General features: G+C 53.6%; 18 protein-coding genes and 6 pseudogenes. 18 read left to right on the top strand and 6 right to left on the bottom strand.

Annotation, left to right across the window (positions count from 1 at the left end):
- Window positions 1–24: 24 nt before the first annotated feature.
- From GQ39_RS08150 to GQ39_RS08135, 4 genes are all read left to right on the top strand, one after another.
- On the top strand, window positions 25–1,179 hold the full coding sequence (locus GQ39_RS08150) for a methyl-accepting chemotaxis protein (protein WP_442961743.1): 1,155 nt from the start codon (window positions 25–27) through the stop codon (window positions 1,177–1,179).
- 39 nt (window positions 1,180–1,218) lie between these two features.
- Entirely contained in the window at window positions 1,219–3,936 is a 2,718-nt protein-coding gene (locus GQ39_RS08145) for an EAL domain-containing protein (RefSeq protein ID WP_081998009.1), read from the top strand.
- 187 nt (window positions 3,937–4,123) lie between these two features.
- On the top strand, window positions 4,124–4,405 hold the full coding sequence (locus GQ39_RS08140) for a hypothetical protein (protein WP_052193503.1): 282 nt from the start codon (window positions 4,124–4,126) through the stop codon (window positions 4,403–4,405).
- A gap of 74 nt (window positions 4,406–4,479) precedes the next feature.
- A complete protein-coding gene (locus GQ39_RS08135; RefSeq protein WP_442961638.1) occupies window positions 4,480–4,707 on the top strand; it encodes an AbrB/MazE/SpoVT family DNA-binding domain-containing protein in 228 nt (75 codons plus the stop codon).
- 250 nt (window positions 4,708–4,957) lie between these two features.
- On the opposite strand, the gene GQ39_RS08130 is transcribed toward GQ39_RS08135, so the two are convergent.
- Together GQ39_RS08130 and GQ39_RS08125 are read right to left on the bottom strand one after the other, a co-directional pair.
- Window positions 4,958–6,277 carry an ABC1 kinase family protein gene (locus GQ39_RS08130; protein ID WP_047528737.1) on the bottom strand — a complete coding sequence of 440 codons (1,320 nt, stop codon included), beginning with the start codon at window positions 6,275–6,277 and terminating at the stop codon, window positions 4,958–4,960.
- Entirely contained in the window at window positions 6,274–6,738 is a 465-nt protein-coding gene (locus tag GQ39_RS08125; RefSeq protein ID WP_047528736.1) for a DUF3429 domain-containing protein, read from the bottom strand. Before GQ39_RS08125 ends, GQ39_RS08130 begins: the two co-directional genes overlap by 4 nt.
- Before the next feature lie 276 nt (window positions 6,739–7,014).
- On the opposite strand from GQ39_RS08125, the pseudogene GQ39_RS31330 reads away from it, so the two are divergent.
- The 5 genes and pseudogenes from GQ39_RS31330 to GQ39_RS33225 all read left to right on the top strand — a co-directional run.
- Window positions 7,015–7,411 (top strand): annotated as a pseudogene (locus GQ39_RS31330) (DCC1-like thiol-disulfide oxidoreductase family protein).
- Between the two features lie 35 nt (window positions 7,412–7,446).
- Window positions 7,447–8,157, top strand: a complete 711-nt coding sequence (locus GQ39_RS08115; protein ID WP_047528735.1) for an SDR family NAD(P)-dependent oxidoreductase — start codon at window positions 7,447–7,449, stop codon at window positions 8,155–8,157.
- A gap of 14 nt (window positions 8,158–8,171) precedes the next feature.
- Window positions 8,172–8,477: a DUF6482 family protein gene (locus GQ39_RS08110; protein WP_047528733.1), complete on the top strand. Its 306-nt coding sequence runs from the start codon at window positions 8,172–8,174 to the stop codon at window positions 8,475–8,477.
- Between the two features lie 139 nt (window positions 8,478–8,616).
- Window positions 8,617–8,882, top strand: a pseudogene (locus GQ39_RS08105) (cryptochrome/photolyase family protein); the annotation flags it as partial.
- Window positions 8,879–9,010 (top strand): annotated as a pseudogene (locus tag GQ39_RS33225) (DUF2256 domain-containing protein); the annotation flags it as partial. The pseudogenes GQ39_RS08105 and GQ39_RS33225, both read left to right, overlap by 4 nt.
- Before the next feature lie 251 nt (window positions 9,011–9,261).
- On the opposite strand, the pseudogene GQ39_RS08100 reads toward GQ39_RS33225, so the two are convergent.
- Window positions 9,262–9,801 (bottom strand): annotated as a pseudogene (locus GQ39_RS08100) (TerC family protein); the annotation flags it as partial.
- A gap of 64 nt (window positions 9,802–9,865) precedes the next feature.
- Between GQ39_RS08100 and GQ39_RS08090 the strand changes: the two are divergent.
- Window positions 9,866–11,016, top strand: a protein-coding gene (locus GQ39_RS08090; RefSeq protein ID WP_134939429.1) for an IS3 family transposase whose coding sequence is annotated in 2 segments (ribosomal slippage) — window positions 9,866–10,103 and window positions 10,103–11,016 — 1,152 coding nt in all. Because the reading frame shifts where the segments join, the coding sequence is not laid out codon by codon here.
- Window positions 11,017–11,033: 17 nt separating this feature from the next.
- Here GQ39_RS08090 and GQ39_RS08085 read toward each other — a convergent pair.
- Window positions 11,034–11,471, bottom strand: a pseudogene (locus GQ39_RS08085) (TerC family protein); the annotation flags it as partial.
- A 613-nt stretch (window positions 11,472–12,084) separates the two neighbouring features.
- Between GQ39_RS08085 and GQ39_RS08080 the strand changes: the two are divergent.
- Together GQ39_RS08080 and GQ39_RS08075 are read left to right on the top strand one after the other, a co-directional pair.
- Window positions 12,085–12,657 (top strand): TetR/AcrR family transcriptional regulator, encoded by a 573-nt coding sequence (locus GQ39_RS08080; protein WP_047538579.1) that lies wholly within the window; start codon window positions 12,085–12,087, stop codon window positions 12,655–12,657.
- Window positions 12,654–13,610, top strand: a complete 957-nt coding sequence (locus GQ39_RS08075) for a DMT family transporter (RefSeq protein ID WP_047528730.1) — start codon at window positions 12,654–12,656, stop codon at window positions 13,608–13,610. Before GQ39_RS08080 ends, GQ39_RS08075 begins: the two co-directional genes overlap by 4 nt.
- Before the next feature lie 954 nt (window positions 13,611–14,564).
- Here GQ39_RS08075 and GQ39_RS08070 read toward each other — a convergent pair.
- Window positions 14,565–14,927, bottom strand: a complete 363-nt coding sequence (locus tag GQ39_RS08070) for a hypothetical protein (RefSeq protein ID WP_047528729.1) — start codon at window positions 14,925–14,927, stop codon at window positions 14,565–14,567.
- Between the two features lie 110 nt (window positions 14,928–15,037).
- Between GQ39_RS08070 and GQ39_RS08065 the strand changes: the two genes are divergently transcribed.
- From GQ39_RS08065 to GQ39_RS08050, 4 genes are read left to right on the top strand one after another with little or no spacing between them, the layout of a single operon-like run.
- Entirely contained in the window at window positions 15,038–16,603 is a 1,566-nt protein-coding gene (locus tag GQ39_RS08065) for a recombinase family protein (protein WP_081998008.1), read from the top strand.
- Window positions 16,600–17,511, top strand: a complete 912-nt coding sequence (locus GQ39_RS08060; RefSeq protein ID WP_047528727.1) for a ParB/RepB/Spo0J family partition protein — start codon at window positions 16,600–16,602, stop codon at window positions 17,509–17,511. The genes GQ39_RS08065 and GQ39_RS08060 overlap by 4 nt, the downstream gene beginning before the upstream one ends.
- A complete protein-coding gene (locus GQ39_RS08055; RefSeq protein WP_047528725.1) occupies window positions 17,511–18,413 on the top strand; it encodes a plasmid partitioning protein RepB C-terminal domain-containing protein in 903 nt (300 codons plus the stop codon). The genes GQ39_RS08060 and GQ39_RS08055 overlap by 1 nt, the downstream gene beginning before the upstream one ends.
- A gap of 42 nt (window positions 18,414–18,455) precedes the next feature.
- Window positions 18,456–18,665: a hypothetical protein gene (locus tag GQ39_RS08050; RefSeq protein ID WP_047528723.1), complete on the top strand. Its 210-nt coding sequence runs from the start codon at window positions 18,456–18,458 to the stop codon at window positions 18,663–18,665.
- Window positions 18,666–18,967: 302 nt separating this feature from the next.
- Here the strand turns inward: GQ39_RS08050 and GQ39_RS08045 are convergent.
- Window positions 18,968–19,660: pseudogene (locus GQ39_RS08045) on the bottom strand (IS3 family transposase); the annotation flags it as partial.
- Window positions 19,661–19,918: 258 nt separating this feature from the next.
- Here GQ39_RS08045 and GQ39_RS08040 point away from each other — a divergent pair.
- On the top strand, window positions 19,919–20,215 hold the full coding sequence (locus tag GQ39_RS08040; RefSeq protein ID WP_047538571.1) for an ArsR/SmtB family transcription factor: 297 nt from the start codon (window positions 19,919–19,921) through the stop codon (window positions 20,213–20,215).
- 55 nt (window positions 20,216–20,270) lie between these two features.
- On the top strand, window positions 20,271–21,281 hold the full coding sequence (locus GQ39_RS08035) for a zinc-dependent alcohol dehydrogenase family protein (protein WP_047528722.1): 1,011 nt from the start codon (window positions 20,271–20,273) through the stop codon (window positions 21,279–21,281).
- Window positions 21,282–21,364 lie beyond the last annotated feature (83 nt).

The raw sequence follows: 21,364 nt of genomic DNA, 5'->3' as shown, positions 1-21,364 counted from the left end.
TATCAGCGGCTTCGTGCCGGCAAAATGGCCGTACCGAAAAGGCGCCACTATGCCGCCTTTATGGGCAGGCTTATTTTCCCGGTCATGGCGGCACTGACGGCTATCGGAGTGGTAAACACTCTTCCGATTCTGCTGGCGCAAACAATAATCGCCATGCTCTTTCTAGCCATTGGATTGTGGGCTTATACGCGCGAGGCTAACCAACTCCATCGAATCATTAAAAGCGCTCCTGACGCTTTCAGCGATCCGATCAGCGCCCTCACCTACAGCGATACATACGGCCCTTCAGCGCAACTGGAAATGGTACTGATCAGCGAAGATGCCCGCCTTAAAACCGCCTTAACTCGGCTGAGCGATCTGGCTAACCAGGTGACTGAAGCCGCTGCACACTCCTCGTTGCTCTCTAATCAAACCGAGCATGCCTTACTGGAGCAGCGGGCCGAAACGGACATGACTGCAGCGGCCATGACTGAAATGGCGGCCTCAATCAGTGAGGTGGCGGGGCATGTTCAACAAACCGCAATTGAAGCCCAAACGGCGAATGAACTGGCCGAACAAGGCGACAAAGTCGCCGGCACCACCAGAGAGGCGATTCAGCTTCTGGCTAGCACGGTAACAAACATCAGCACTGCGGTGGATAACCTCGCCAATGAAACGCAGCAAATCATGACTGCTGCCGGGGTGATCCAATCTATCGCGGATCAAACCAACTTGCTGGCCCTCAATGCGGCAATTGAGGCGGCCAGGGCTGGTGAACAGGGCCGTGGTTTTGCTGTGGTTGCTGATGAAGTTCGCGCTTTAGCCAGTAAAACTCGCGTGTCTACCCAACAAATTCAGAGTGTTATTGAAACCCTTAAAAAGGGTGCCGATGAGGCGGTGAGCATCGCAAGACTCGGTATCCGCGAGGCAGATCACGGCGTGCAACAGGTCATAGAGACGCAGGGTGCCCTTCAAGGTATTCGCGAGACGGTTGAACGCATCAGTGGCATGAGTCAGCAAATGGCCGCCGCTTCAGAGGAACAGGCGCATGTCGCCGATGATATTGCTCGGCAGATCAACAACGTCGCAGGGACGGTTGATAGAACAGCTAAAAATGCTAATGCAGCAGTCGCTCGTGGCAGTGAGCTTGAAACTACTTCTCGTGGTTTACGGGCTCTGGTTGAACGCTTCAACAGGTAACTAGAGCTAAAGGAGAGGGTCGTTTTGATTATAAGTCTAATTAACGGAGCGACTTTGCTTTTGGCTTTGTGCTGGCTACACGCGTTTATTACGCGTCGCTGGGACAGACACAACACGGCCATACAATTGGTTTTGGGACTGCTATTCGGCGCTATTTGTGTGATTGCCATGTTAAATCCCATCTCGCCAGAGCCCGGAATATTCTTCGATGGCCGCAGCGTAGTTCTGAGCATGGCCGCGCTATTTAACGGGCCACTCGTGGCCGGCGTTGCTGGCCTAATCGCCGGTTTTTACCGAATATGGATAGGCGGCAGCGGTATGGCGTTTGGCCTGGTGGAGATCGGCCTATCCATAATGTTTGGCCTGCTTTACCGGCATTACTCCTTAATCGGTAAGCTTACTATCGGCCCTTGGCAGCTTTGGTTTTTAGGCCTGTTAATGCAGGTTTTGGATATGCTGTTGTTACCCGCAGCACAAGCAGCATCCAGCCAGGAACAGGCAGCTGTACCCTTACTGCTGGTCATGCCAGTTGCGACGGTCGTACTAGGTTTGATGCTCAAAGAGATCGAGCAACGCAAACGAACAGAGCTCGCCCTGCAACTGAGGAAGTCGCGCCTACGCGCAATCACCGAGGCGATTCCTGACACCCTATTGGTGTTGGATGAAGATGGACTCTATCTAGAGGTGACCCCTTCCAAGAAGGAGGCACACAGTGATGCCCTGAACGCACGTATTGGCCAAAGCGTGCACGATGTGTTGTCTCAAAGTGAAGCCGAGCGTTTTATGGACTTCATACGGAAGACCTTAGCCAGCGATAAACCGCAACTCATCGAATACACCCGGCAGAGTACAGACGGCATAAAGATACTTGAGGGTCATGCCCAACGTTTGGACATTCAACTCAATGGTAAGCAAGCGGTGGTCGTACTCGCCCGCGATGTAACCCAGCGGATCGATGACGAACATGAGTTGCGCATCGCAGCTGCCGCGTTTGAAACGCAGCAAGGCATGATTATCACCGACGAGCTCAACCGCATCCTGAGAGTCAATCAGGCCTTCAGCACCATCACCGGGTATAGCAGTGAGGAAGCTGTTGGTCAGCGAACTAGCATGCTTAGCTCTGGACGCCAGAGCCTGGCGTTTTATCAAAGCATGTGGCAACAGCTCAAGGCGGTAGATCGCTGGCAAGGCGAAATCTGGAATCGGCGTAAAAACGGAGAGATTTTTCCCCAATGGCTGTCGATCAGCGCGGTGCGAAACACCCAGGGCAAGGTTATCAATTACGTCGCATCGATTGACGACACCTCCGAGCGGAAGGCGGCCGAGGAGCGTATCCAGCGCCTTGCCTTTTTTGATGGACTGACCGACCTACCCAATCGAAGCCTTCTCCTCGATCGCCTTCAGCACGTGTTGGATGGTTGCGTGAGTAGCGGCGAATACGCAGCGCTGATGTTTCTCGACCTCGACGGATTCAAGAACATCAACGATCTGCATGGGCATCATATTGGTGACAAAGTCTTGTGTCTGGCTGCTGCGCGGCTCAATGGCGCAGTGCGGGTCAGTGACACAGTGGCACGACTTGGCGGCGATGAGTTCGTAGTGTTGCTTGAGCATCTCAACAAACAACCAGAACAGGCCGCCATGCAGGTCGAGCATGTCACCACATTACTGCTAGCGAAGCTGGCCGAAACTTACCAAATTGACGGACTAGAACTGCACAGCAGTGCGAGTATCGGCGTAACACTATTTAACGACGAGTCTTGCTCAATAGATGAACTCATGCAGCGCGCTGACCTGTCGATGTACGAAGCAAAAGCTGCGGGTAAGCATACTGTGCGGTTCTTCGATCCGCGCATGCAAGAAGCTGTTAGCGAACGCTTAAATCTAGAACAGGATATCCGCCGGGGGCTGATGTCTGAAGAGTTCATCCCCTACCTGCAGCCACAGCTTGACGACAAAGGTTGCCTGGTTGGCGCTGAAGTATTGGCACGCTGGCAACACCCTCAGCGTGGTCTACTGAGTCCAGCGGCCTTTGTTGAGGTGGCTGAGCTCGCCGGCTTGATTGAAACGCTGGATATGCAAATGCTGCAGAAGGCTTGCCATCAGCTAGCATTGTGGAGCCGCCAATCGGCGACGGCATCGCTCAGCTTATCCGTCAATCTAAGTGCACGCCTCCTCTATCAGCCAAACTTTGTCGAGCGAGTGTTCCAGACTTTGGAGCGAAGTGGCGCAGCCCCCCACAGACTAAAATTAGAGCTTACCGAGACGCTGCTGCTTGACGACTTACCAGGTGCGATTGCTCGCATATGTGAACTCAAGGCGCATGGCATTCGCTTCTCGATCGACGACTTTGGCACTGGTTACTCGTCGCTCGCCTACTTGCAGCAATTATCGCTAGATCAGTTGAAGATCGACCAGTCCTTTGTTCGCGAGCTGCCAGGCGATACAAACAGTCTTGCAATCATCAGTGCCATCTGTGCATTGGCCAGTAGTCTGCAGCTAGAGGTGATTGCCGAAGGGGTGGAGACTCATGAGCAATACATCGCTCTGCTGGAGCTCGGCTGCCGAAGTTTCCAGGGTTTCCTTTTTGGTCGACCAATGCCGCTGATCGAGTTCGAGCGCCAAATGCTTACAAATACTGAGAAAGTCGACAAGGAGGGCTCTGTGTTTTTAACCAAGCCAAACGCGATGGCCGCAGCCGAGGAAATCGCAAACACATTGATTACAAATGATGGTCAGAACATATTCTCAAATTAAAACATTTTCTATTGCTACCCGTGGCTGCTCGATGCGGGATGCGACACATTCTCTGAGCAAAGGCCCTGCTCTCCTTGGCCTCCAATCTTTTCTTCGTAGCTCAATTTTTTGGCGAGCCGATTTTCACCAACCGGCCAATCCCTCCATTCGATTACTTAGTACCTGGTTTACCAATAGGAGTAACAAATTGCTGACCCGCCCCGACAAAGACGCGTTACGTGCAATGCTCGAAACCCGAGTGCAAGAAAAGCTACGGCACGACCGTGACTCGGTAGTGACTTATGCAGCCAAGCCGGCACCAGACCGAAAACCCTACACCAGCAAACTCACGGTTCAGGACAAGGCTTTTCAAAAAGAACTTGAGCAAATGCGAGCATATGCTGAGGCCGTAGTGATACATACGCATAAGCACGAGCCGCACGATGCGGGGGCTCTTAACCTTAGGCTTGATGATTTTGCAGATCTGTAAAACCTGCCGCCGTGAGGCCACAGGTATTGGACAGCTTGCAGAATCTATCGAGACCACACGTGAGAAAGCCACCTATGAAAATCACCATCGAAGAGTGGGATGGTGACGGTGCAATCCGGATTCCCGATGAGGCACTGCAAGAGCTGGAGTTGGATGTCGGCGACGCTGTTTATCTGATTGAAGATTTTTTCGGCAACACGCGATGCCTAGTCCTATCAAAAACGCCTCAAATTGCTGATCGAATAGACGAGCTCACTGTAGCCTGGGATAGCGGATGGCTTGGTGACGCCCCGGGAAAATGAGGCAGCTGCAACACGCTTCTCGAATCAATCGTGGCAGGCTAACTGCGGAGTGACTCGCTCAGGTCATATGAAGACTTTGGGTCGAGCCGGGCTTAAGCCCGAATGAGCGATAGCCGATGTAGCTATAGCTCCGCAGCCCAGAAAATCGCCAATTGAATCAGAGATCAGAAATTTGCGGGCCGAAAATTATGTAAAGGCCTGGTTAAGCGGTAGCGGTACCCAAGGCGAGCATTTATCGTCCATAAAGCGCTCAAATCACGTAAGGCTCGAACAGCCTCCGAACATTCACCCGCGCCTTAAGCTTCGCGGCCAACAGGTACAAACCTCCCACCTTGCGATGCAGAAACAGTACATCCATAGGTGGCGTGTGCCAGAAGTCGCGGTCGGCACCTAGTTCCCAGCCGGTATCACGCAGGCGTACGGCCAGGTCTGACGTAGCAAAGTCATAGGCGCCTTGATGCCTAAGGGGCTCGCAGGCATGTGTAATAAGATCAGTGAGCACCTCTCGGTGTTTGGGCAGCGTTTCAGGCTGAAAGTAGCCGACGTCCAGCGCGGCATTGGTGATGGCGGCACGGTCTTCATGCAGGCCTGCAATCAGCAAGCGGCGATAAGCCTCGGTAGTGTTGCGGTCATAAAGTCGCGTGGCGCCGAAGTCCAACAACACCATCCGGCCGGAGCCTTGCTGATAACGGTAATTGGCAAAGTTAGGGTCGGTCTGCACGCACTGGAACTCGAACACCTCGCGCAGAAACAGGCCGAATAGCAACATGATGATCCGGTCGCGCTCTGCCTGGGGCGCGTGCTCTAGTGACTCCACCGCTACTCCGTCAACGAAGGACATCACCAAAATATTCGGTGTGCTGAACTGGACATACGCACGAGGAACCAGAAAGTCAGGACTGTCGGCCAACAGTTGATCAAAGCGCCGTAAGTGCTCGGTTTCTTTCATGTAGTCCGCTTCATCCTGCAGCTGACGCTTGGCATCTTGGAGCAATGGGCCGATGTCCATGCCCTTAGGCAGCATCCCGGACATGCGCAGCAAGGTAGCTACGTTATCCACATCGCTCGAAATACTCTCGCGCACGCCAGGGTATTGCACCTTGATCGCCAGACGCTGGCCGTCCTTTCCTTTCGCAACATGAACCTGGCCGATGGACGCTGCCGCCAATGGCGTGAAGGAAAACCGTTCGAAGCGCCCTTCCCAGCCCTTGCCCCAGCTTTCGTTGAGGACTGCCACCAACTGGCTCATGGGCATAGAATGAGCGTCACAACGCAGACGAGAAAGGATTTCGCTGAACTCGCGCGGCAACAAATCACCTACATCCATCGATAACAACTGCCCAACCTTCATGGCGGCGCCACGCAGTTGCGACAGTTGCTCGACCACCCGATGCACATTACCCGAGGTCAACAGCAGTTCGCTGAGCGCCGGACGTTTCCCCTGAACCCACTGCCGAGCGCCTTCGGCTAGCATGCCGCCCGCGACGCCCGAGGCCAAACTGCCAAAACGCATCAACCGCGAAAAGCGGCTGCCAGGCACGGGCAACGAGCCGGGCACACGAGGCTTCATGAATGAAGCGCCTCAACGATCGCGGCAAGCAACAAGCAGACGCTCGCCACGAGGGTAAGCCGTAATCGCATCGGCAGGTACCAGGCGGGCAAGCTCGTAACCCGCAACAGCTGCCTGTCCTGCCGGAGGTGGACAACTAAGCCGATGACCAACAGCAAGCAACCCAATGGCATTGGCAGTAACGTGGCAATCCAAGCAATAAGCGCAGGAATGACACTCCAAATGAACCGGTCGCTGCCCTGTTCGGCGCTCAAGTCTTGCACGGTCATGGCGAAGCCCCAGTGTAAGGCGCCGACGAAGCTCAGGATGACTGCGCCATAGTTAACAAGCGCAATCGCAAACAACGGCCGAAAGTCGAGAGAGAACGGGATCAGCAGCGCCAGAAAAATAAACGGCAACAGACCGCCATAACCCAGCAGGCTGACGTGCTTTGGCAGAGAGGTTGAAGGCAACGCGTTCATTTGTATTCCTTGCAGTGAGCGACACTCAAGACTGTAGGCCCAAAAGTCCCGCGTGGGCGAGATTGATGGCGATCCGAAGCTGAAGTCAGCGTAATGAGTCGCTTTGTAGAATTAGGTCATTGCCCATTCCTTTTCGGGCAAGCAGGCGACTGCATATCCGCTGAATTTGAACACTGCCTGCCGCGAGTGGTTCATTTCACGGTAAAGGAATGACCGTGATTGTCAGGTCGTTTTTTTGGGTCTATCTTATACAAATCTTATACAAGGCAATCACCAATGTACAACAAAGAGCCTTGGTCACTGACGCTGTACTTTGACGGCAACTGTCCGTTGTGTGCGCGTGAAATCACGATCCTGCGCCGACACGCTGCAGAGGCCCGACTGCTGTTTGTTGACATAGACAGTCCTGAGTTCGACGCCAAAGCACTTGGTTTCACGCTCGAGCAAATGCAAGCGACGCTTCATGCCTGTTTTGCCGATGGCCGCTGGGTTAAGGGCCTGGACGCCACCCTATGGAGCTGGCGTGCAGCCGGCGTGGCTGTGGTTATTGAGGCAAAGCACATGTGCATGATGATGCGAGGCGTGGAGAAGCAAAACGGTGATGCTGGGCGCCTTTCGCGATTCGTCTGCTACGCGTCACGAGTTAATACAACTGATAGGGCGACTCGCTTAGCGCCAATAGATCACGTCTGTCTGCAGAGAGGCTAAATGAACAGTTCCTTCAGGATGAACTCCCTTGGCGAGGGCTACCGTGCATTGGTGATAGGCGCCAGTGGAGCGCTCGGTGCGGCGTTTTGTGAGTTGCTCAACGAAGATCCAAGATGCTCGGTTGTTCGTGAGCTGGGGCGCAACAGTGCTCCAGGATTGGATCTGGAAAAGCCCGACAGTATAGCCAGGGCGGCCGCCGAATTAACTGAAGAAGCCCCGTACCAGTTGATTTTACATGCTGCCGGCCTGCTTCATCGCGAAGACATCAAGCCTGAAAAAAGTTACACCTCTATTGAAGCGGATGCGCTTCAGGCGATATTCCAAGTCAACACACTCGGGCCTGCACTGGTTTTGCGCCACTTCCTGCCCTTGCTTGACCCTCGTGGTGCAATGGCAGTGCTCTCCGCCAAGGTGGGCAGCATCGGTGATAACCGTTTGGGCGGCTGGTATGCCTATCGCGCCTCCAAGGCAGCGTTGAACATGTTGATTAAAACGGCTGCGATCGAACTAGCACGAACACGTCCTCAGACCCGCTTGCTGACTCTTCATCCAGGTACGGTCATCTCGGGCCTGTCCCAGCCCTTTAAAGGCGCTTCTGCCGCCAGGCCCGCAAGCCTCGCTGCCCGCGAATTGTTATCACTGATTGACCGTTTGGCGCATGCCGACAGCGGCAATTTCTTTGCTTATAACGGAGAGCGCCTACCGTGGTAGGCAGGGAGTGAACCTTGAATCTGCCAGCGTTGACCGAACGGGCCGCGAATGGCGAAGTACGAGAGTTGGAGCTGCTGTCTCTGGAAGGCGGTTTATATCTGGCACGAGTCGGGCTGGATCAAGACCAGTTCACACTGATGGACGACGAAGCGAAGCCTATACGCCTTCGCTCCATCAATCACCTGCATGACTTGTTGCAGTTTGTCCCGCCATTCCCCAGCGTGCTTGTGCAGCAGTGCGTCCATGACGAGATGTGCGGTTCACGTGATGGGCCCATTGGGTCGTTACGCATTCCTTTCTCGCTGACTGCGCCTTGGTGAGTAACCTTCCGTTGGACTCCGTCGAATGAATAAGGCTCACCGACTATGCCTGGTCTTGGGCGACCAGTTGTCTTTTGACCTGGCCTCATTGAAGGGGTTGAACAGCGAGCGCGATACGGTTTTACCTGGGCTGCAAGCCTGCGCCAGTGGCCAATATATAAAGCGCATGTCTGACTACTGCCGTCATTGCGCGTACAAAGTCAGCGAAAGCACGACCGACGACGCCTGCCCTTTCAATTCGCTTTACTGGCATTTCCTGATGCGTCACGTTGACCTATTGCGCAGCAATCAGCGCATGGGCATGGTCTACAAGAACCTCATCGGATGACTGAAGCCAAGCAGGAGGCGCTCTGGAAACGGGGCCAAAAACTGCTCGCCAAACTCGATGCAGGGGAGTCGTTTTGAAAAAGAGTGAACTGCCCGTAAAGGCGTGTGCGGTCTGCGGATTGCCTTTCGCCTGGCGCAAGAAATGGGCGCGCTGCTGGGCTGACGTGCGCTACTGCTCGGAGCGTTGCCAACGGCGCAGAAGCAGTGGATGCCATGTCATCCCCTCCCCAACTGCCGGACGTACTCGAAACCCTTCACGAAAACCAGCTCGCGCTTGCCGGCGCTATTTAGTCGATAGCAATGTGGATTGATCAGAGGGGATCCACTGGCGTTTCCAGTACCGCCCTTGGCGCTATAGCCACGCTCGACTTGAATGCCGAGTCCGACACTGTCCCCATTTCTCAAAGTCGCCAATTCGCCAGGAGGCAGCCGACTAGCGGCCGCCACCTTTTTTGATTTACTCCTGCGAGCCAGCAGAGGCTTGGTCGCGGGTTTTCCACAGCGACAGCAGCACACCGCCCAGCAGCAGACCCAAGGTCACGCTCAGTGAAATGACCGCCGGAATCTTGCCGATGATGCCGACCAGGAAGATCTTGCCCCCGATAAACACCAGCACCAGCGCCAGCGCGTACTTGAGGTAGGCGAAGCGGTGAATCATCGCCGCCAGGGCGAAATACAACGCACGCAGACCAAGGATGGCGAAGATGTTCGAGGTGTAGACGATGAAGGGGTCTTGGGTGATGGCGAAGATCGCCGGCACGCTGTCCACGGCGAACACCAGGTCGGCACACTCGATCAGCACCAAGGCTAAGAACAACGGCGTTGCCCAGACCACGGACTTGCCGCTGGCGTCTGCCTGACGGACAAAGAAGTGCCCTTCATGCAGTCGCTCGGTCACCCGCATGTGTTTGCGCAGGAACTTCACCAGCAGATTTTCGCTAAGGTTTGGATGGGCATCAACCTTGCTGAACAGCATCTTCACTCCGGTTAACAGCAGGATGAATCGCCCCGGGTTTCGTAGACACCTCTTTGCCTTAAACTGAGGTCAATTAGGAGGTGCCATGAGCAACCCGCGTTATCCCGAAGAATTCAAAATCCAAGCAGTCAATCAAGTGACCGAAAAGAAGCTGCCTGTCGCTGATGTAGCGGCGCGTCTCGGCGTATCGACGCATAGCCTCTATGCCTGGATAAAGCGCTACAGCAAACCTCAAGAAGAACGGCAGCAGGATGATGATCAGCACGCTGAACTGCGTCGTCTGCGAGCGGAACTCAAGCGCGTCACTGAAGAGCGAGACATATTAAAAAAGGCCGCCGCGTACTTTGCCAAGGAGTGCGGTTGAGGTACGCCTTTATCAAGCAGCGAGCCGGCGACTATTCCATTCGACGGCTATGCTTGACGCTGAAAGTCCATCCCAGCGGTTATTACGCTTGGTTGTCTGAGCCGCAATCTGCACGCGCTAAAGACGACCAGCGACTGCTGGGTTTGATCAAGCACTCATGGTTGGAGAGCGGAGGCGTTTATGGCTATCGTAAAATCCATGACGATCTGCGCGAGGTCGGTGAGGATTGTGGTCGTCATCGTGTGGCGAGGCTGATGCGTCTTGAAGGTCTCCGTTCTCAGACAGGTTATAGACGCCGCCCTGGAAAGTACGGCGGTAAGCCAGCGGTCGCCTCACCCAATTTGCTGAAGCGCCAGTTCGATGTCGTGGAACCCAACAAGGTTTGGGTCACCGACATCACCTACATTCGTACGTATGAAGGCTGGTTGTATTTGGCGGTGGTGCTAGATCTGTTTTCTCGTCAGGTCGTTGGCTGGTCAATGAAGTCGCAAATGACCAGTGATTTGGCCATTGATGCGTTATTGATGGCGGTTTGGAGGCGTAAACCGAAGCAAGAGGTGATGGTTCATTCCGACCAAGGCAGCCAGTACAGCAGCTCCGATTGGCGCAGCTTTTTGAAAGCGAACAATTTGGTTGCCAGTATGAGTCGCCGAGGCAACTGCCATGATAACGCCGTGGCCGAGAGCTTTTTCCAACTTCTGAAACGGGAACGGATCAAGCGAAAAATATATACCGTGCGGGAAGATGCTCGTAGTGATGTGTTCGATTACATCGAGATGTTCTACAACGTAAAACGCCGCCATGGTTTCAACAATCAGCTGTCACCGGTAGAGTTTGAAAAGCGTTACGCAATGAGCTTGCAAGGTGTCTAGAGAATCCGGGGCGATTCATACAGAATCCAGCTGAACTCGGCGATCAGCGCCGCCCCCAGGCCAATCATGATCGCGCGCAGCACGATTACACCGAGAATGCCCCAGAACAGCACCTCGTGCTGATACCTGCGCGGGATTGAGAGGAAGCTGAAGATCATCGCCATCAGGAACACGTTGTCCATCGACAACGATTTTTCGATCAGAAAACCGGTGTAGAAATCCATCCCGGCGTCACCGCCCTTGACCTGCCAGACCCAGAGGCCGAACAGCAAACCAGCAGTGATATAGCCAGCAGACAGCAGTAGACTTTCACTAACGCCGATCTCTCGATGCTCACGGTGTAGCACCCCGAGGTCGAAGACCAACAGGCACATCACGATGCTTATAAAGACTAGCCACAACCAAGTGGCGGTGCCGAGAAGCTCGGCCAAGAAGAACGGTTCTAGGGCAGTCATGAGCCCCTCCTCTCAGTGTCGAAGTTATAAAAACTGCAACTCCGACATGGCAGCGATTAGCTGTCAGAGGGGCCCGGCATTGCGAAATTAAATCTAGAGAGACGCGTGGGATTTCTCAATCACGCAAGGGTTGCAAGGTATTTCAAGCTGGTAGGCCGCATCGAAAGTCGGAATACCGATGTGCAGAAATAATATCTGCATCCAGAGAATCTTTAACAGAACCTGGGCTGGCTCCCCGGTTTTTTGTTGCCGAACTTAGCGATTAAATGAGCCTGAACATCCTAAACGTAAGACCGGTACCGAAGAAAGACCGCGAAAGGCAAAGCTCCTCTAAGTTAATAACGCAAAAGCGCAAAAAAACGGACACCTTGTCGGGCGCCCGTTTTGTTTAGGGGGGGCGTGCTGCGAGTTTAGATATGACGAAGGCTATCGCCGCATCGAGGCCAACGGCGCCCTCAGGGATATTCGCTGATTGGCCAAATCCTACGATTTACTGCCGCGTCGGCATGGTGCCGCCTGTGTCGTAGCTGCCATGATTCAGGTCGTATTTGGATGCACCCCAATCTTACCGGTCAGTATAGTCAACTCCGTCCCGATGCCGGAGTGCCTTAAATTGGACAATACCCGTGAGCGCTTGATTGACTCAGCGCTGAAGCTGTTTCTGTCACAAGGTATAAACATTACTGGTGTGATGGCCATCGCCGCGATGGCGGGTGTTACCAAGATGACGCTCTACAGCTATTTCCCCTCCAAGGATGCGCTGATAGTGGCTTGCCTTGAGGAGCGTGACCGACGCTGGCGTGAAGAGGTAGCGCGCACCTTGGCAGGGCATCCAGACCCGGTCAGTGGCATGCTTGCGTTTTTCGATTTGTATCAACGCTTTCTTTTGCAAGATAGCGGGCGCGGGTGCCTGTTCGTCAACAGTGCGGCTGAATTTCCACAGTTTAGCCACCCTGTGTATTTGGCAGTGAGCAGGCATAAGCAAGGGATACGCGAAAATCTTACTGCATTAGCCATTAGCGCCGGTATAAGCGACCCAGGCGTAGTTGCTGAGGGGCTGTTTATCTTGCTGGAGGGCAGCTTTGTCAGCGGCGCCATGGGCCAGAACGTGCGGGTATTCGACACTGCCCGACACGTGGCTCATTGCTGGATCCGGAAGCAGGGCCAGCAGGAGCAGAGCGTATGACCCTAGGCTTATTAGCGGCCATTGCTGCCACGTTTTTATGGTCGCTGCTCTACATCTTTCCGGGTTTGGTCGGCGATTACAGCCTATTTGATCTGGCTGTGGTGAGCTATGCCTTTGCCGGTTTAGGTAGCCTGCTCGTGCTGTTTTTTTACCGTAGCGAAGTGCGGCAATTGCGACTGAGCGACTGGGCCTGCGCCGCACTGCTGGGCTTCTTAGGATACATCGGCTACTTCTTCCTGATCACCACTGCGGTCTTGGCAGCTGGGCCGGTGATCCCTCCGGTGATGATGGGGTCAGTACCGATCGTGCTCGCGATTGCCGGCAACTTGCGAAGCTCCAGCGTTCCCTGGCGCGCTATTGCCGGGCCACTGTTGGTAGCGGCATTGGGCATAAGTTTGGTCAACCTGAGCGTGTTTGATTTTAGCAGCGCAACGGTGGGGCTCCCGACCGATTCGATGCTGCTTGGGCTGCTCGCATCGTTAATGGCAATTGGATTTTGGACTGGTTTTGGATTGTTAAATGAAAGTGCTTTAGCTCAACGCCCAAGCATTTCCCCCATGTTGTGGTCAGCCATGCTGATCTTCATGTGCAGCGTCGAAATGCTGGCCTTCATCCCCGCTGGTCTGCACTTGAACCTGTCCCACTTCGCTAGCCAGCCGAGCGGGTTAGCAGGTACTCAGGCGCTAATAGTTTGTGGGTTAATTCAGGGGTTAGGGGCCACCCTTGCAGGTGCCTGGGCATGGTCAATCGCAACTCGGCGTCTACCTCTGGCGCTCAGCGGGCAATTGATCGCCAGCGGTACCATTTATGCAACTACGATGGGCCTGCTCATCAACCACCGCTGGCCCTCTCCTATGGAAGCGATTGGGACAGGGTTGCTATTCGTTGGGGTGGTATGGGCAATTCATGCCTTTTATCGCAGGCAAACACGTATCGAGAGCATGGCTGGATAACTGGTCTTAGCCAAAATTGCCGGCATGGGCATTTCAGGTGTCCACCTTGGATTGATCTGACCCTTGAAAAGTTGGACACCTTCGCCCTTATCGCTGAGATCGGGTAGGTGACTTTGGCAGACGGTTACCAATTTCCGCCAGCTGCAGTTTGCCCAGCAAATTTGGCCATCCCGATCAAGCGCTTCTGCAGTCAGCGAAGGTCTGGACGGGATCACGACAACCCTATCGACCTGTTAAGTACCTCGGAGCGTGCACAACTCAAGCGTTGCTCCCTGCGCTCTGAGTCTTTACGCAAAAGCACGTTACCATCGCCCACTCAGAATCATTGGAGCCCGGCGCCCTGGCTGCCCTACTCCGACCAATGCATCATCGCAGCCTTCTTCCGCTAAGCGTTCCACTAGCTCGTCCAGGTCGCTCTCGCCAGACGTCAGTTCGTAATTGAGGGTGAAGGTAAACCATCTCGAACACTCCGCTTCAGCAAGGCTCTACCCGAAGATGCGATAGCCGGGCCCTGCTGGCCCGAAGCATCGACTGTAGGAAAATGGCTCAACACAGCACCTACTGCCGAATCGTGCTTCATGCAATGTGAGGCATGATGCACCGTCATAAATTGTCTCAGCCTAAGCTCACCCCGTTCTTGAAATCGTCTCCTTTTGCCGGTACTTGTAGAGCACCAATCTCATGCACGGAAAGCACATGCACCCAAGATTCAGAGTGATCGAGACCGCCACACTGGACGATGGCAGCAAGCGATATAGGGTCGTTGATCTTGTAGAGGGAGGATCAGCTAGCAAGCATGGAGTCTTCAAAGTCAGGACAGAGGCAGAGACTGTTTGCTCGACATTAATTGCTGAACATCCGACTCAGTTGGTGCATAAAGCGCGAAGTACCAGCTAAGCCGCTGCTAAATCTCACGCAGAAAGCGCGAAGTCGAATTTCCCCTCGCTCATTTCATCATTGATCCGAACCCTCTTGCCCCCCTTCACAGAGATAGGAGTCAATTCCCTCAATCACCACCTGAAGCTTCTGCCTGAGCGTCGGTAGTTCGGATGCAGTCAGTGCATGCGGCCTGTCGGCCATGCCAAGAAACGCTGCCAGCGCCAGATCTGAGTGTTTGATCAATGCCACCAGATGTTCACCTCGCGGGCCGCTACTTCCCGCCATCCAGTTCTTGACTGTCCTCTCATTTGCGTTCGTCCAGCGCATCAGCGTTTTGGTGGCTTGGTGTGTGTCTCCGAGTTCTAAATGCAGTGCTCGTGAGATGCCGGCTGCGTACTGTTTTTGAGCCAGAAAAGAATTGCCCGTTTTCGTGAACATTTTTCCCTCCCCGATCTTCTACCTTCTTTAGAGCTATATCAAAAAACGCGGTATCCGATGACGGCTCTGACGACCCCTTGGTGGGCGCAAGAAAGTTGAGGATGTTGTCGATGCAAAATCTCATTGGTGTGGGTAATACACTCAATGAACCGAGCACGGCCTTGGCAGCGGCGTACGTCCGGATGTCCACTGAGCATCAGCAATACTCGACCGAGAATCAGCTCGATACCATTCGCCTTTACGCAGTTACCCACGATCTTGAGATCAACAAGATTTATACCGACGCAGGTAAAAGCGGCCTTCGCTTAGAAGGCCGTGATGCCCTGAAGCAACTGTTCTTCGATGTGGAAAGCGGTCGTGCTGAGTACTCCACCATTCTGGTCTATGACGTCAGCCGCTGGGGACGTTTTCAGGATCCTGACGTGAGCGCGAGCTATGAGGTTCGATGCCGTCAAGCCGGGGTCTCCGTTCAATACTGTGCAGAGCAATTCACCAACGACGGATCGCCTGTCTCCAACATCGTTAAGAGCGTGAAGCGGATGATGGCAGGCGAGTACAGCCGTGAACTGTCAGTGAAAGTTTTTGCAGGGCAGTCGCGACTTATCGAATTGGGATACCGCCAAGGTGGCCCAGCAGGGTTTGGCCTCCGGCGGCAGTTGGTAGATAGTCACGGCTCACCCAAAAATGAACTGCAGATAGGCGAACACAAAAGCATCCAGACAGACCGGGTGATTCTGGTGCCCGGCCCGCCGGGCGAAGTTGAAATGGTGCAACACATCTATCGATTGTTCGTCGAGGAAGGCAGAAGTGAACGTGAAATTGCCGACTGGTTGAATGCCCAGGGAGTACTCAACGACCGCGCAAGAGCGTGGTCTCGGGGCACTGTGCATCAAGTGTTGATCAACGAAAAATATGTTGGCAATAACGTCTGGAACCATAGTTCTTTCAAGCTAAAACAGGAGCGTGTAGAGAACTCACCTGAAGAGTGGATTCGGGCGAATGGAGCCTTCCGCCCTATCGTGAATTCGATTTTATTCAAGGCCGCGCAGTCGATTATCGAAACGCGCTCCTATCGGATGCCCGATGACGAAATGCTGCAAGTACTCAAGACCATCTACCAACGCAGCGGATACCTATCGGGTCTGGTGATTGACGAAGCTGAAGGTTGCCCCTCTAGCAGTGCCTTCCAGCATAGGTTTGGAAGCCTGCTTCGCTGTTACTCCCTCATTGGGTACATGCCTGCACGCGACTACCAATACATCGAAGCCAACAAGCGCCTACGGCAGATGCACCCGCTGCTCCTTCAGCAAACCACGTCAAAAATAGCCGAGGTCGGTGGAAAGGTTTCGATCGACCCTCGCACTGATTTAATGCTGGTCAACGAAGAGGTAACCATCTCTCTCGTACTAAGCCGATGCCAGGTATCTCCAGCGGGCACCAAGCGCTGGAACATCCGCTTTGATTTCGGCTTAAGCCCCGACATAACCGTAGCGGTGCGGATGAAGGAGCAAGAAGAAGCAGCCCTGGACTACTACATCCTGCCGGCTATCGACATTGAGACCCCACGGCTTCGCCTTGCCGAAAGCAATCAGGCCAGCCTCGAAATCTATCGGTTTGAAACGCTTGACATCCTTTCTGAGCTGTCGCGACGCAGTGATTACAGGAGGGTGGCATGACCGCGATTCAAACCCACCGAAGAACTCTGATGCATATTGCGGAAGAGACGATAATTCAGCTCATTCCACTTGAAGATATTCGGGTGCTCAATCCACGTGCGCGCAATAAACAAGTATTTGCCAGGCTGGTGGAGAACATATCAGCGCTAGGTCTCAAGCGTCCCATTACCGTTGCACCGACGATTAGCGGCACCGAACCCTATGAAATTGTTTGTGGCCAGGGTCGCTTCGAAGCGTTTCAAGCGTTAGGGGAGAAAAAAATTCCCTGCATAGTGGTCAGCGCCAGCGAAGCAGATCGATACCTCATCGGCTTGGTTGAAAACTTAGCACGTCGGAAACATTCCAACCGTGAGCTTTTGACATCAATTCAAATCCTTTCCGATCGGGGATATACCTGCCCGCAGATAGCTGAAAAAACCTGTTTGGACTCAGGCTACATACACGGAATTCTTCTGCTATTGCGCCAAGGAGAAGAGCGTCTAATCGCTGCGGTCGAGAAGGGTTGGCTATCCATAAAATTGGCGATGGAAATTGCTCGATCTAAGGATGTTGATCTCCAAAAGGCCATGATGGAAGCCTACGAAAACGGAGTACTCAAAGGCGAGCAGTTAATGCGGGTTCGTCGTCTTATTGATAAAAGGAAAACCTTTGGCAAGCGCTACGGACAGCAAGCGCCACGCACCGAAAAGCCGACACCTCAAAAGCTTCTGCATGCCTATCAGGTAGAAGTTCGACGCCAAAAAGTGATGATCAAAAAGTCGGATATTAATGAGCAACGGCTGCTAATCATTGTCACGACAATGCGCAAACTGCTGGCCGATGATTACTTCAGGACGCTGCTTCGTAACGAAGAAATGCCGGACATGCCCAAACCGCTGGCTGACCGGATTATCGGAGAAACGCAGTGATGGCAGAGATCAAGCAGGCATTCGAGCAGCGTGTCGTTGCGATTCCTCTAGAGCGAATCCTTCCCTCGCGTAAAGTCGAGCAACTGATACCCGGAAGTAAAAAGTACGCCAGCATTTTGAGCTCAATAAGGGAGCTCGGAGTCGTTGAGCCCTTGGTCGTTCACCCCAAACCGATCATCGCGGATGGAATATCTTCGTTCATGCTTTTGGATGGACATTTTCGCCTAGAGGCGCTCAAGGAGTTGGGAGCGATTGAGGCGCTCTGCCTGATCTCTACCGACGATGAGGGCTTCACCTACAATCGGCAAATCAACCGACTGACACCGATTCAAGAACACAAAATGATCATTTCCGCTCTGAAAAAGGGTATTGAAGCCGCGCGCATTGCTGCGGTTCTTGGGATGAATGTGGAAAAAGTTCATGAGAGAGAAAACTTACTGAAAGGCATTGCTCCGGAGGTTGCGGAGATGCTCAAGGTGCGCATGGTGTCGCAGGATGTGTTTCGTGCCCTTCGACTGATGAAGCCTCTCCGACAGATAGAAACTGTTGAGATGATGATCTCAGCCAACTGTTTTACGCGTAATTACGCGCGGATGGTCTTGGCGGCGTCACGGCCAGAGATGCTGGTCGAAGTTAAGAAAAAGCCAAGTGATGTCAGTGCGGTCGACATTGCCCGAATGGAACGAGAGATGGAGAATCTGCAACACGATTACAAGCAGGTCGAAGACACGCTGGGCGAGACGATGTTGGTCTTGGTCGTGGCTAAGGGGTATCTCGTACGCATGCTCCGCAATGAAGCTATTGCCGGCTATCTCAGTCGCTACTATGCGGAACTGCTTGAGGAGCTGGTGTCCATCATGGAAGCAGTGACCTCCGATGCCAGGCAGCTCGAACGGGAATAGCAACCGCCTGCTACGCTGAGTTCTTTTCACGGAGGAAATAAGATGTCGAACGCAGACCTGCTCCCTTCCCTACTCTTCAAGATCAATCAAAATCAATTGGCTCTCGAAGCCGCGATCATGGAGCTTACTCTCTGGGTCGAGCAACGAGGATCGGCGGAGGTCGCCGGAAGCGTTCGCGGTGCACTGGCAGCTATCGATAGAAACGAAGAGTTCATCAACATGACGCTCGCGGTGCTCATGACGCCGGAGTGAGTAGCTCGATAAGAGTCGTTGAAATGCTCGATCAGGCTTCATACGTCCCTGAGCATTTGATCCACTTGTCTCGAAACGCCAAGCATTTGATACCTTCTAGAGAGGGGAAATGCCCTTTAGCGCAGTCATGGTTCCTTGATCCGTAAGTACGTTTTGAAGGCGCTCTGGGTTCAGTTGCTGACACTCAACCTCGGCGTTTTCTCGGGCCTGATAGGTAGTCGTCAGACGTAGCTTCTCTTCGTTGTCATAAATGTTGAATTCTATGGGCGCAGTCTCACAGTGGAAACGCGCTCCTGTAGTGGTCAACTAATCCCGGACACGACGTTAAGTTTTTTCTCGGCCTGAGCTGGGGCCAATCCGTTATTGAATTGGTGCGGTCTAATCCAGTTGTATCGATGCATCAGGTAATGACTGATGTCGCGGTGCGCTTCTTGAGCTGTCATGTAGCCCACGGTCGGTATCCATTCAGTTTTCAAGCTGCGAAACACACGCTCCATCGGCGCATTATCCCAACAGTTTCCACGACGGCTCATGCTTTGGCGCATGCGGTAACGCCAGAGCCGTTGGCGAAACAGGCGACTGCCATATTGCGAGCCCTGATCTGAGTGAAACAGCAACCCTTGAGGCCTGCCACGCTGTTCGTAAGCCATGTCCAACGCCTTGATGACCAGATCCGCATCCGGCTTGTTTGACAGCGCCCAACCCACAATTCGGCGTGCATAGAGATCCAGAACGACAGCCAGATAATGCCATTTCCCTTGAGCCCAGATGTAGGTGATGTCGCCACACCAGACTTGATTCGGCGCCGGCACATCAAACTCTCGATTCAAGATGTTCGGAATGTCAGGCCGCTCAACCGTCGCTTGTTTGTAGGCATGTGATCCAGGTTGTTTGCTAACCAACTCCAGTTCCCGCATCAGGCCACGCACCTTGAACCGCCCGATTTGCTCACCGTCTTCCTGCATCATCGACACGATGCTGCGGCTAGCCGAGCTCTCGCATCCCAACGTGGCCGCTATCGCTTTGGCGAACAAAACTGTACGCATGGCTCGCACGATGCTACGCATCGGTACTGATTACTCACCGGATTGGGCAGCGGCCTGACCTATTCATCACGAGAGAAGTCCCACACACCACGATTGAGAAGCAACCCGAGCAATGGTAGCTGGATGCGTTTTTTTGATTTCAAACCCTTGCGAAAGGAAACAGATCGCTTATTGAACAATTCGGAAAAAAGCGTAACATTGTTGACCATGATACTCGAACAGCTCAAAGCCTTGGGCAATGACACTCGCATGCAAATGATGGAGTGGCTCAAAGACCCAATCAGTAATTTCCCACCTCAGGATCACGGCGATCCTGCGATAGGAGTGTGCGTAACCCATTTGCAGCACAAGGCAGGGCTTTCACCTTCTACCGCGTCTGCACACTTAGCTATCTTACAGCGCGCAGGCTTCGTGCTAACCACCCGTATCGGCAAATGGACTTACTACCGGCGAAACGAGCAGGCGATTGATGACTTTGCGGCCAGGTTGATCATCGAGTTGTAATTTTTAAATATTCATTTCGTTATTTCGCGTAATTAGAAAACATAAGGATCCTCCTATGAGCAGCAAGACTATCTTCGTCCTACCCGGTGGCGGCTATGAAAAGGTTGTGGTTGGCAGCAGCGAAGTCCGAGCCGCAGCGCGTGGCGAAATCACCGTACGCCTTCACGCCAACTCGCTCAACTACCACGACTTCGCGGTGGTCAGCGGTATGTGGGGCCCAAGCGAAAAACGCACTCCCATGGCCGATGGAGCAGGTGAAGTCATTGCCGTCGGCCCAGATGTCACTGAATTCAAGGTGGGTGACTCGGTCGTCAGCACCTTCTTCCCGGAGTGGATCAACGGTGTGCCACTGGTTGAAGGTTTTGTTAGCGTGCCAGGTGATGGCATTGACGGCTACGCTCGTGAGCACGTGACAGCCAAAGCCACATCGTTCACCCTAGCGCCTACTGGATACAGCCATGCTGAAGCGTCGACGCTTACCACCGCCGGCCTTACCGCATGGCGCGCCCTGATGGCCGATGACTCACTGAAGCCGGGTGACACAGTGCTCATCCAAGGCACTGGTGGCGTTTCAATTTTCGCCCTGCAGTTCGCTAAAATGGCCGGTGCTACCGTCATTGCTACCTCTTCAAGCGACGAAAAACTTGAACGTCTTAAAGCGCTCGGCGCGGATCATGTGATCAATTACCGCAAAGACGTTAACTGGGGCGAAACTGCACGCGCTCTAACGGGCGGCCGTGGCGTTGATCACATCATAGAAGTCGGCGGCCCTGCGACACTTGAGCAATCGATAATTGCAATTCGGGTTGCTGGTCACATCTCAATCATCGGGATATTGAGTGGCGTAAGCGGTGCAATGAATTTTGTACCGGCACTGATCAAGCAAGTGCGTCTGCAGGGTGTATTGGTGGGTAGCCGCAGCCAGCAGCAAGACATGATCCGAGCCATCAATGCTAATGGCATGCGCCCGGTTATTGATCGTCATTTCCCTTTGAGCGAGATTGTCGAAGCGTTCAAGTATCAGGAAACCAACCAGCATTTCGGCAAAATTTGTCTGGATATCTAATCGCGCATGAATGGGCATGAGCAAACGCTAAATTTCGCCATTCGCTTTGTGCCCGTCGGGCGGCCTCAATATCCTGCTGGCCA

The sequence above is a fragment of the Pseudomonas sp. 11/12A genome, from assembly GCF_000800055.1.
Taxonomy (GTDB): Bacteria; Pseudomonadota; Gammaproteobacteria; order Pseudomonadales; family Pseudomonadaceae; genus Aquipseudomonas; species Aquipseudomonas mohnii.
This window is presented reverse-complemented; position numbering and strand designations above follow the sequence as displayed.

Excerpts from the sequence above, each read along its gene's own strand:
- GQ39_RS08150 (WP_442961743.1), top strand. The coding sequence starts at position 25 with ATGGCCGTACCGAAAAGGCGCCACTATGCCGCCTTTATGGGCAGGCTT.
- GQ39_RS08135 (WP_442961638.1), top strand. The coding sequence starts at position 4,480 with ATGAAAATCACCATCGAAGAGTGGGATGGTGACGGTGCAATCCGGATT.
- GQ39_RS08130 (WP_047528737.1), bottom strand. The coding sequence starts at position 6,277 with ATGAAGCCTCGTGTGCCCGGCTCGTTGCCCGTGCCTGGCAGCCGCTTT.
- GQ39_RS08125 (WP_047528736.1), bottom strand. The coding sequence starts at position 6,738 with ATGAACGCGTTGCCTTCAACCTCTCTGCCAAAGCACGTCAGCCTGCTG.
- GQ39_RS08115 (WP_047528735.1), top strand. The coding sequence starts at position 7,447 with ATGAACAGTTCCTTCAGGATGAACTCCCTTGGCGAGGGCTACCGTGCA.
- GQ39_RS08075 (WP_047528730.1), top strand. The coding sequence starts at position 12,654 with ATGACCCTAGGCTTATTAGCGGCCATTGCTGCCACGTTTTTATGGTCG.
- GQ39_RS08070 (WP_047528729.1), bottom strand. The coding sequence starts at position 14,927 with ATGTTCACGAAAACGGGCAATTCTTTTCTGGCTCAAAAACAGTACGCA.
- GQ39_RS08065 (WP_081998008.1), top strand. The coding sequence starts at position 15,038 with ATGCAAAATCTCATTGGTGTGGGTAATACACTCAATGAACCGAGCACG.
- GQ39_RS08060 (WP_047528727.1), top strand. The coding sequence starts at position 16,600 with ATGACCGCGATTCAAACCCACCGAAGAACTCTGATGCATATTGCGGAA.
- GQ39_RS08055 (WP_047528725.1), top strand. The coding sequence starts at position 17,511 with ATGGCAGAGATCAAGCAGGCATTCGAGCAGCGTGTCGTTGCGATTCCT.
- GQ39_RS08050 (WP_047528723.1), top strand. The coding sequence starts at position 18,456 with ATGTCGAACGCAGACCTGCTCCCTTCCCTACTCTTCAAGATCAATCAA.
- GQ39_RS08040 (WP_047538571.1), top strand. The coding sequence starts at position 19,919 with ATGATACTCGAACAGCTCAAAGCCTTGGGCAATGACACTCGCATGCAA.
- GQ39_RS08035 (WP_047528722.1), top strand. The coding sequence starts at position 20,271 with ATGAGCAGCAAGACTATCTTCGTCCTACCCGGTGGCGGCTATGAAAAG.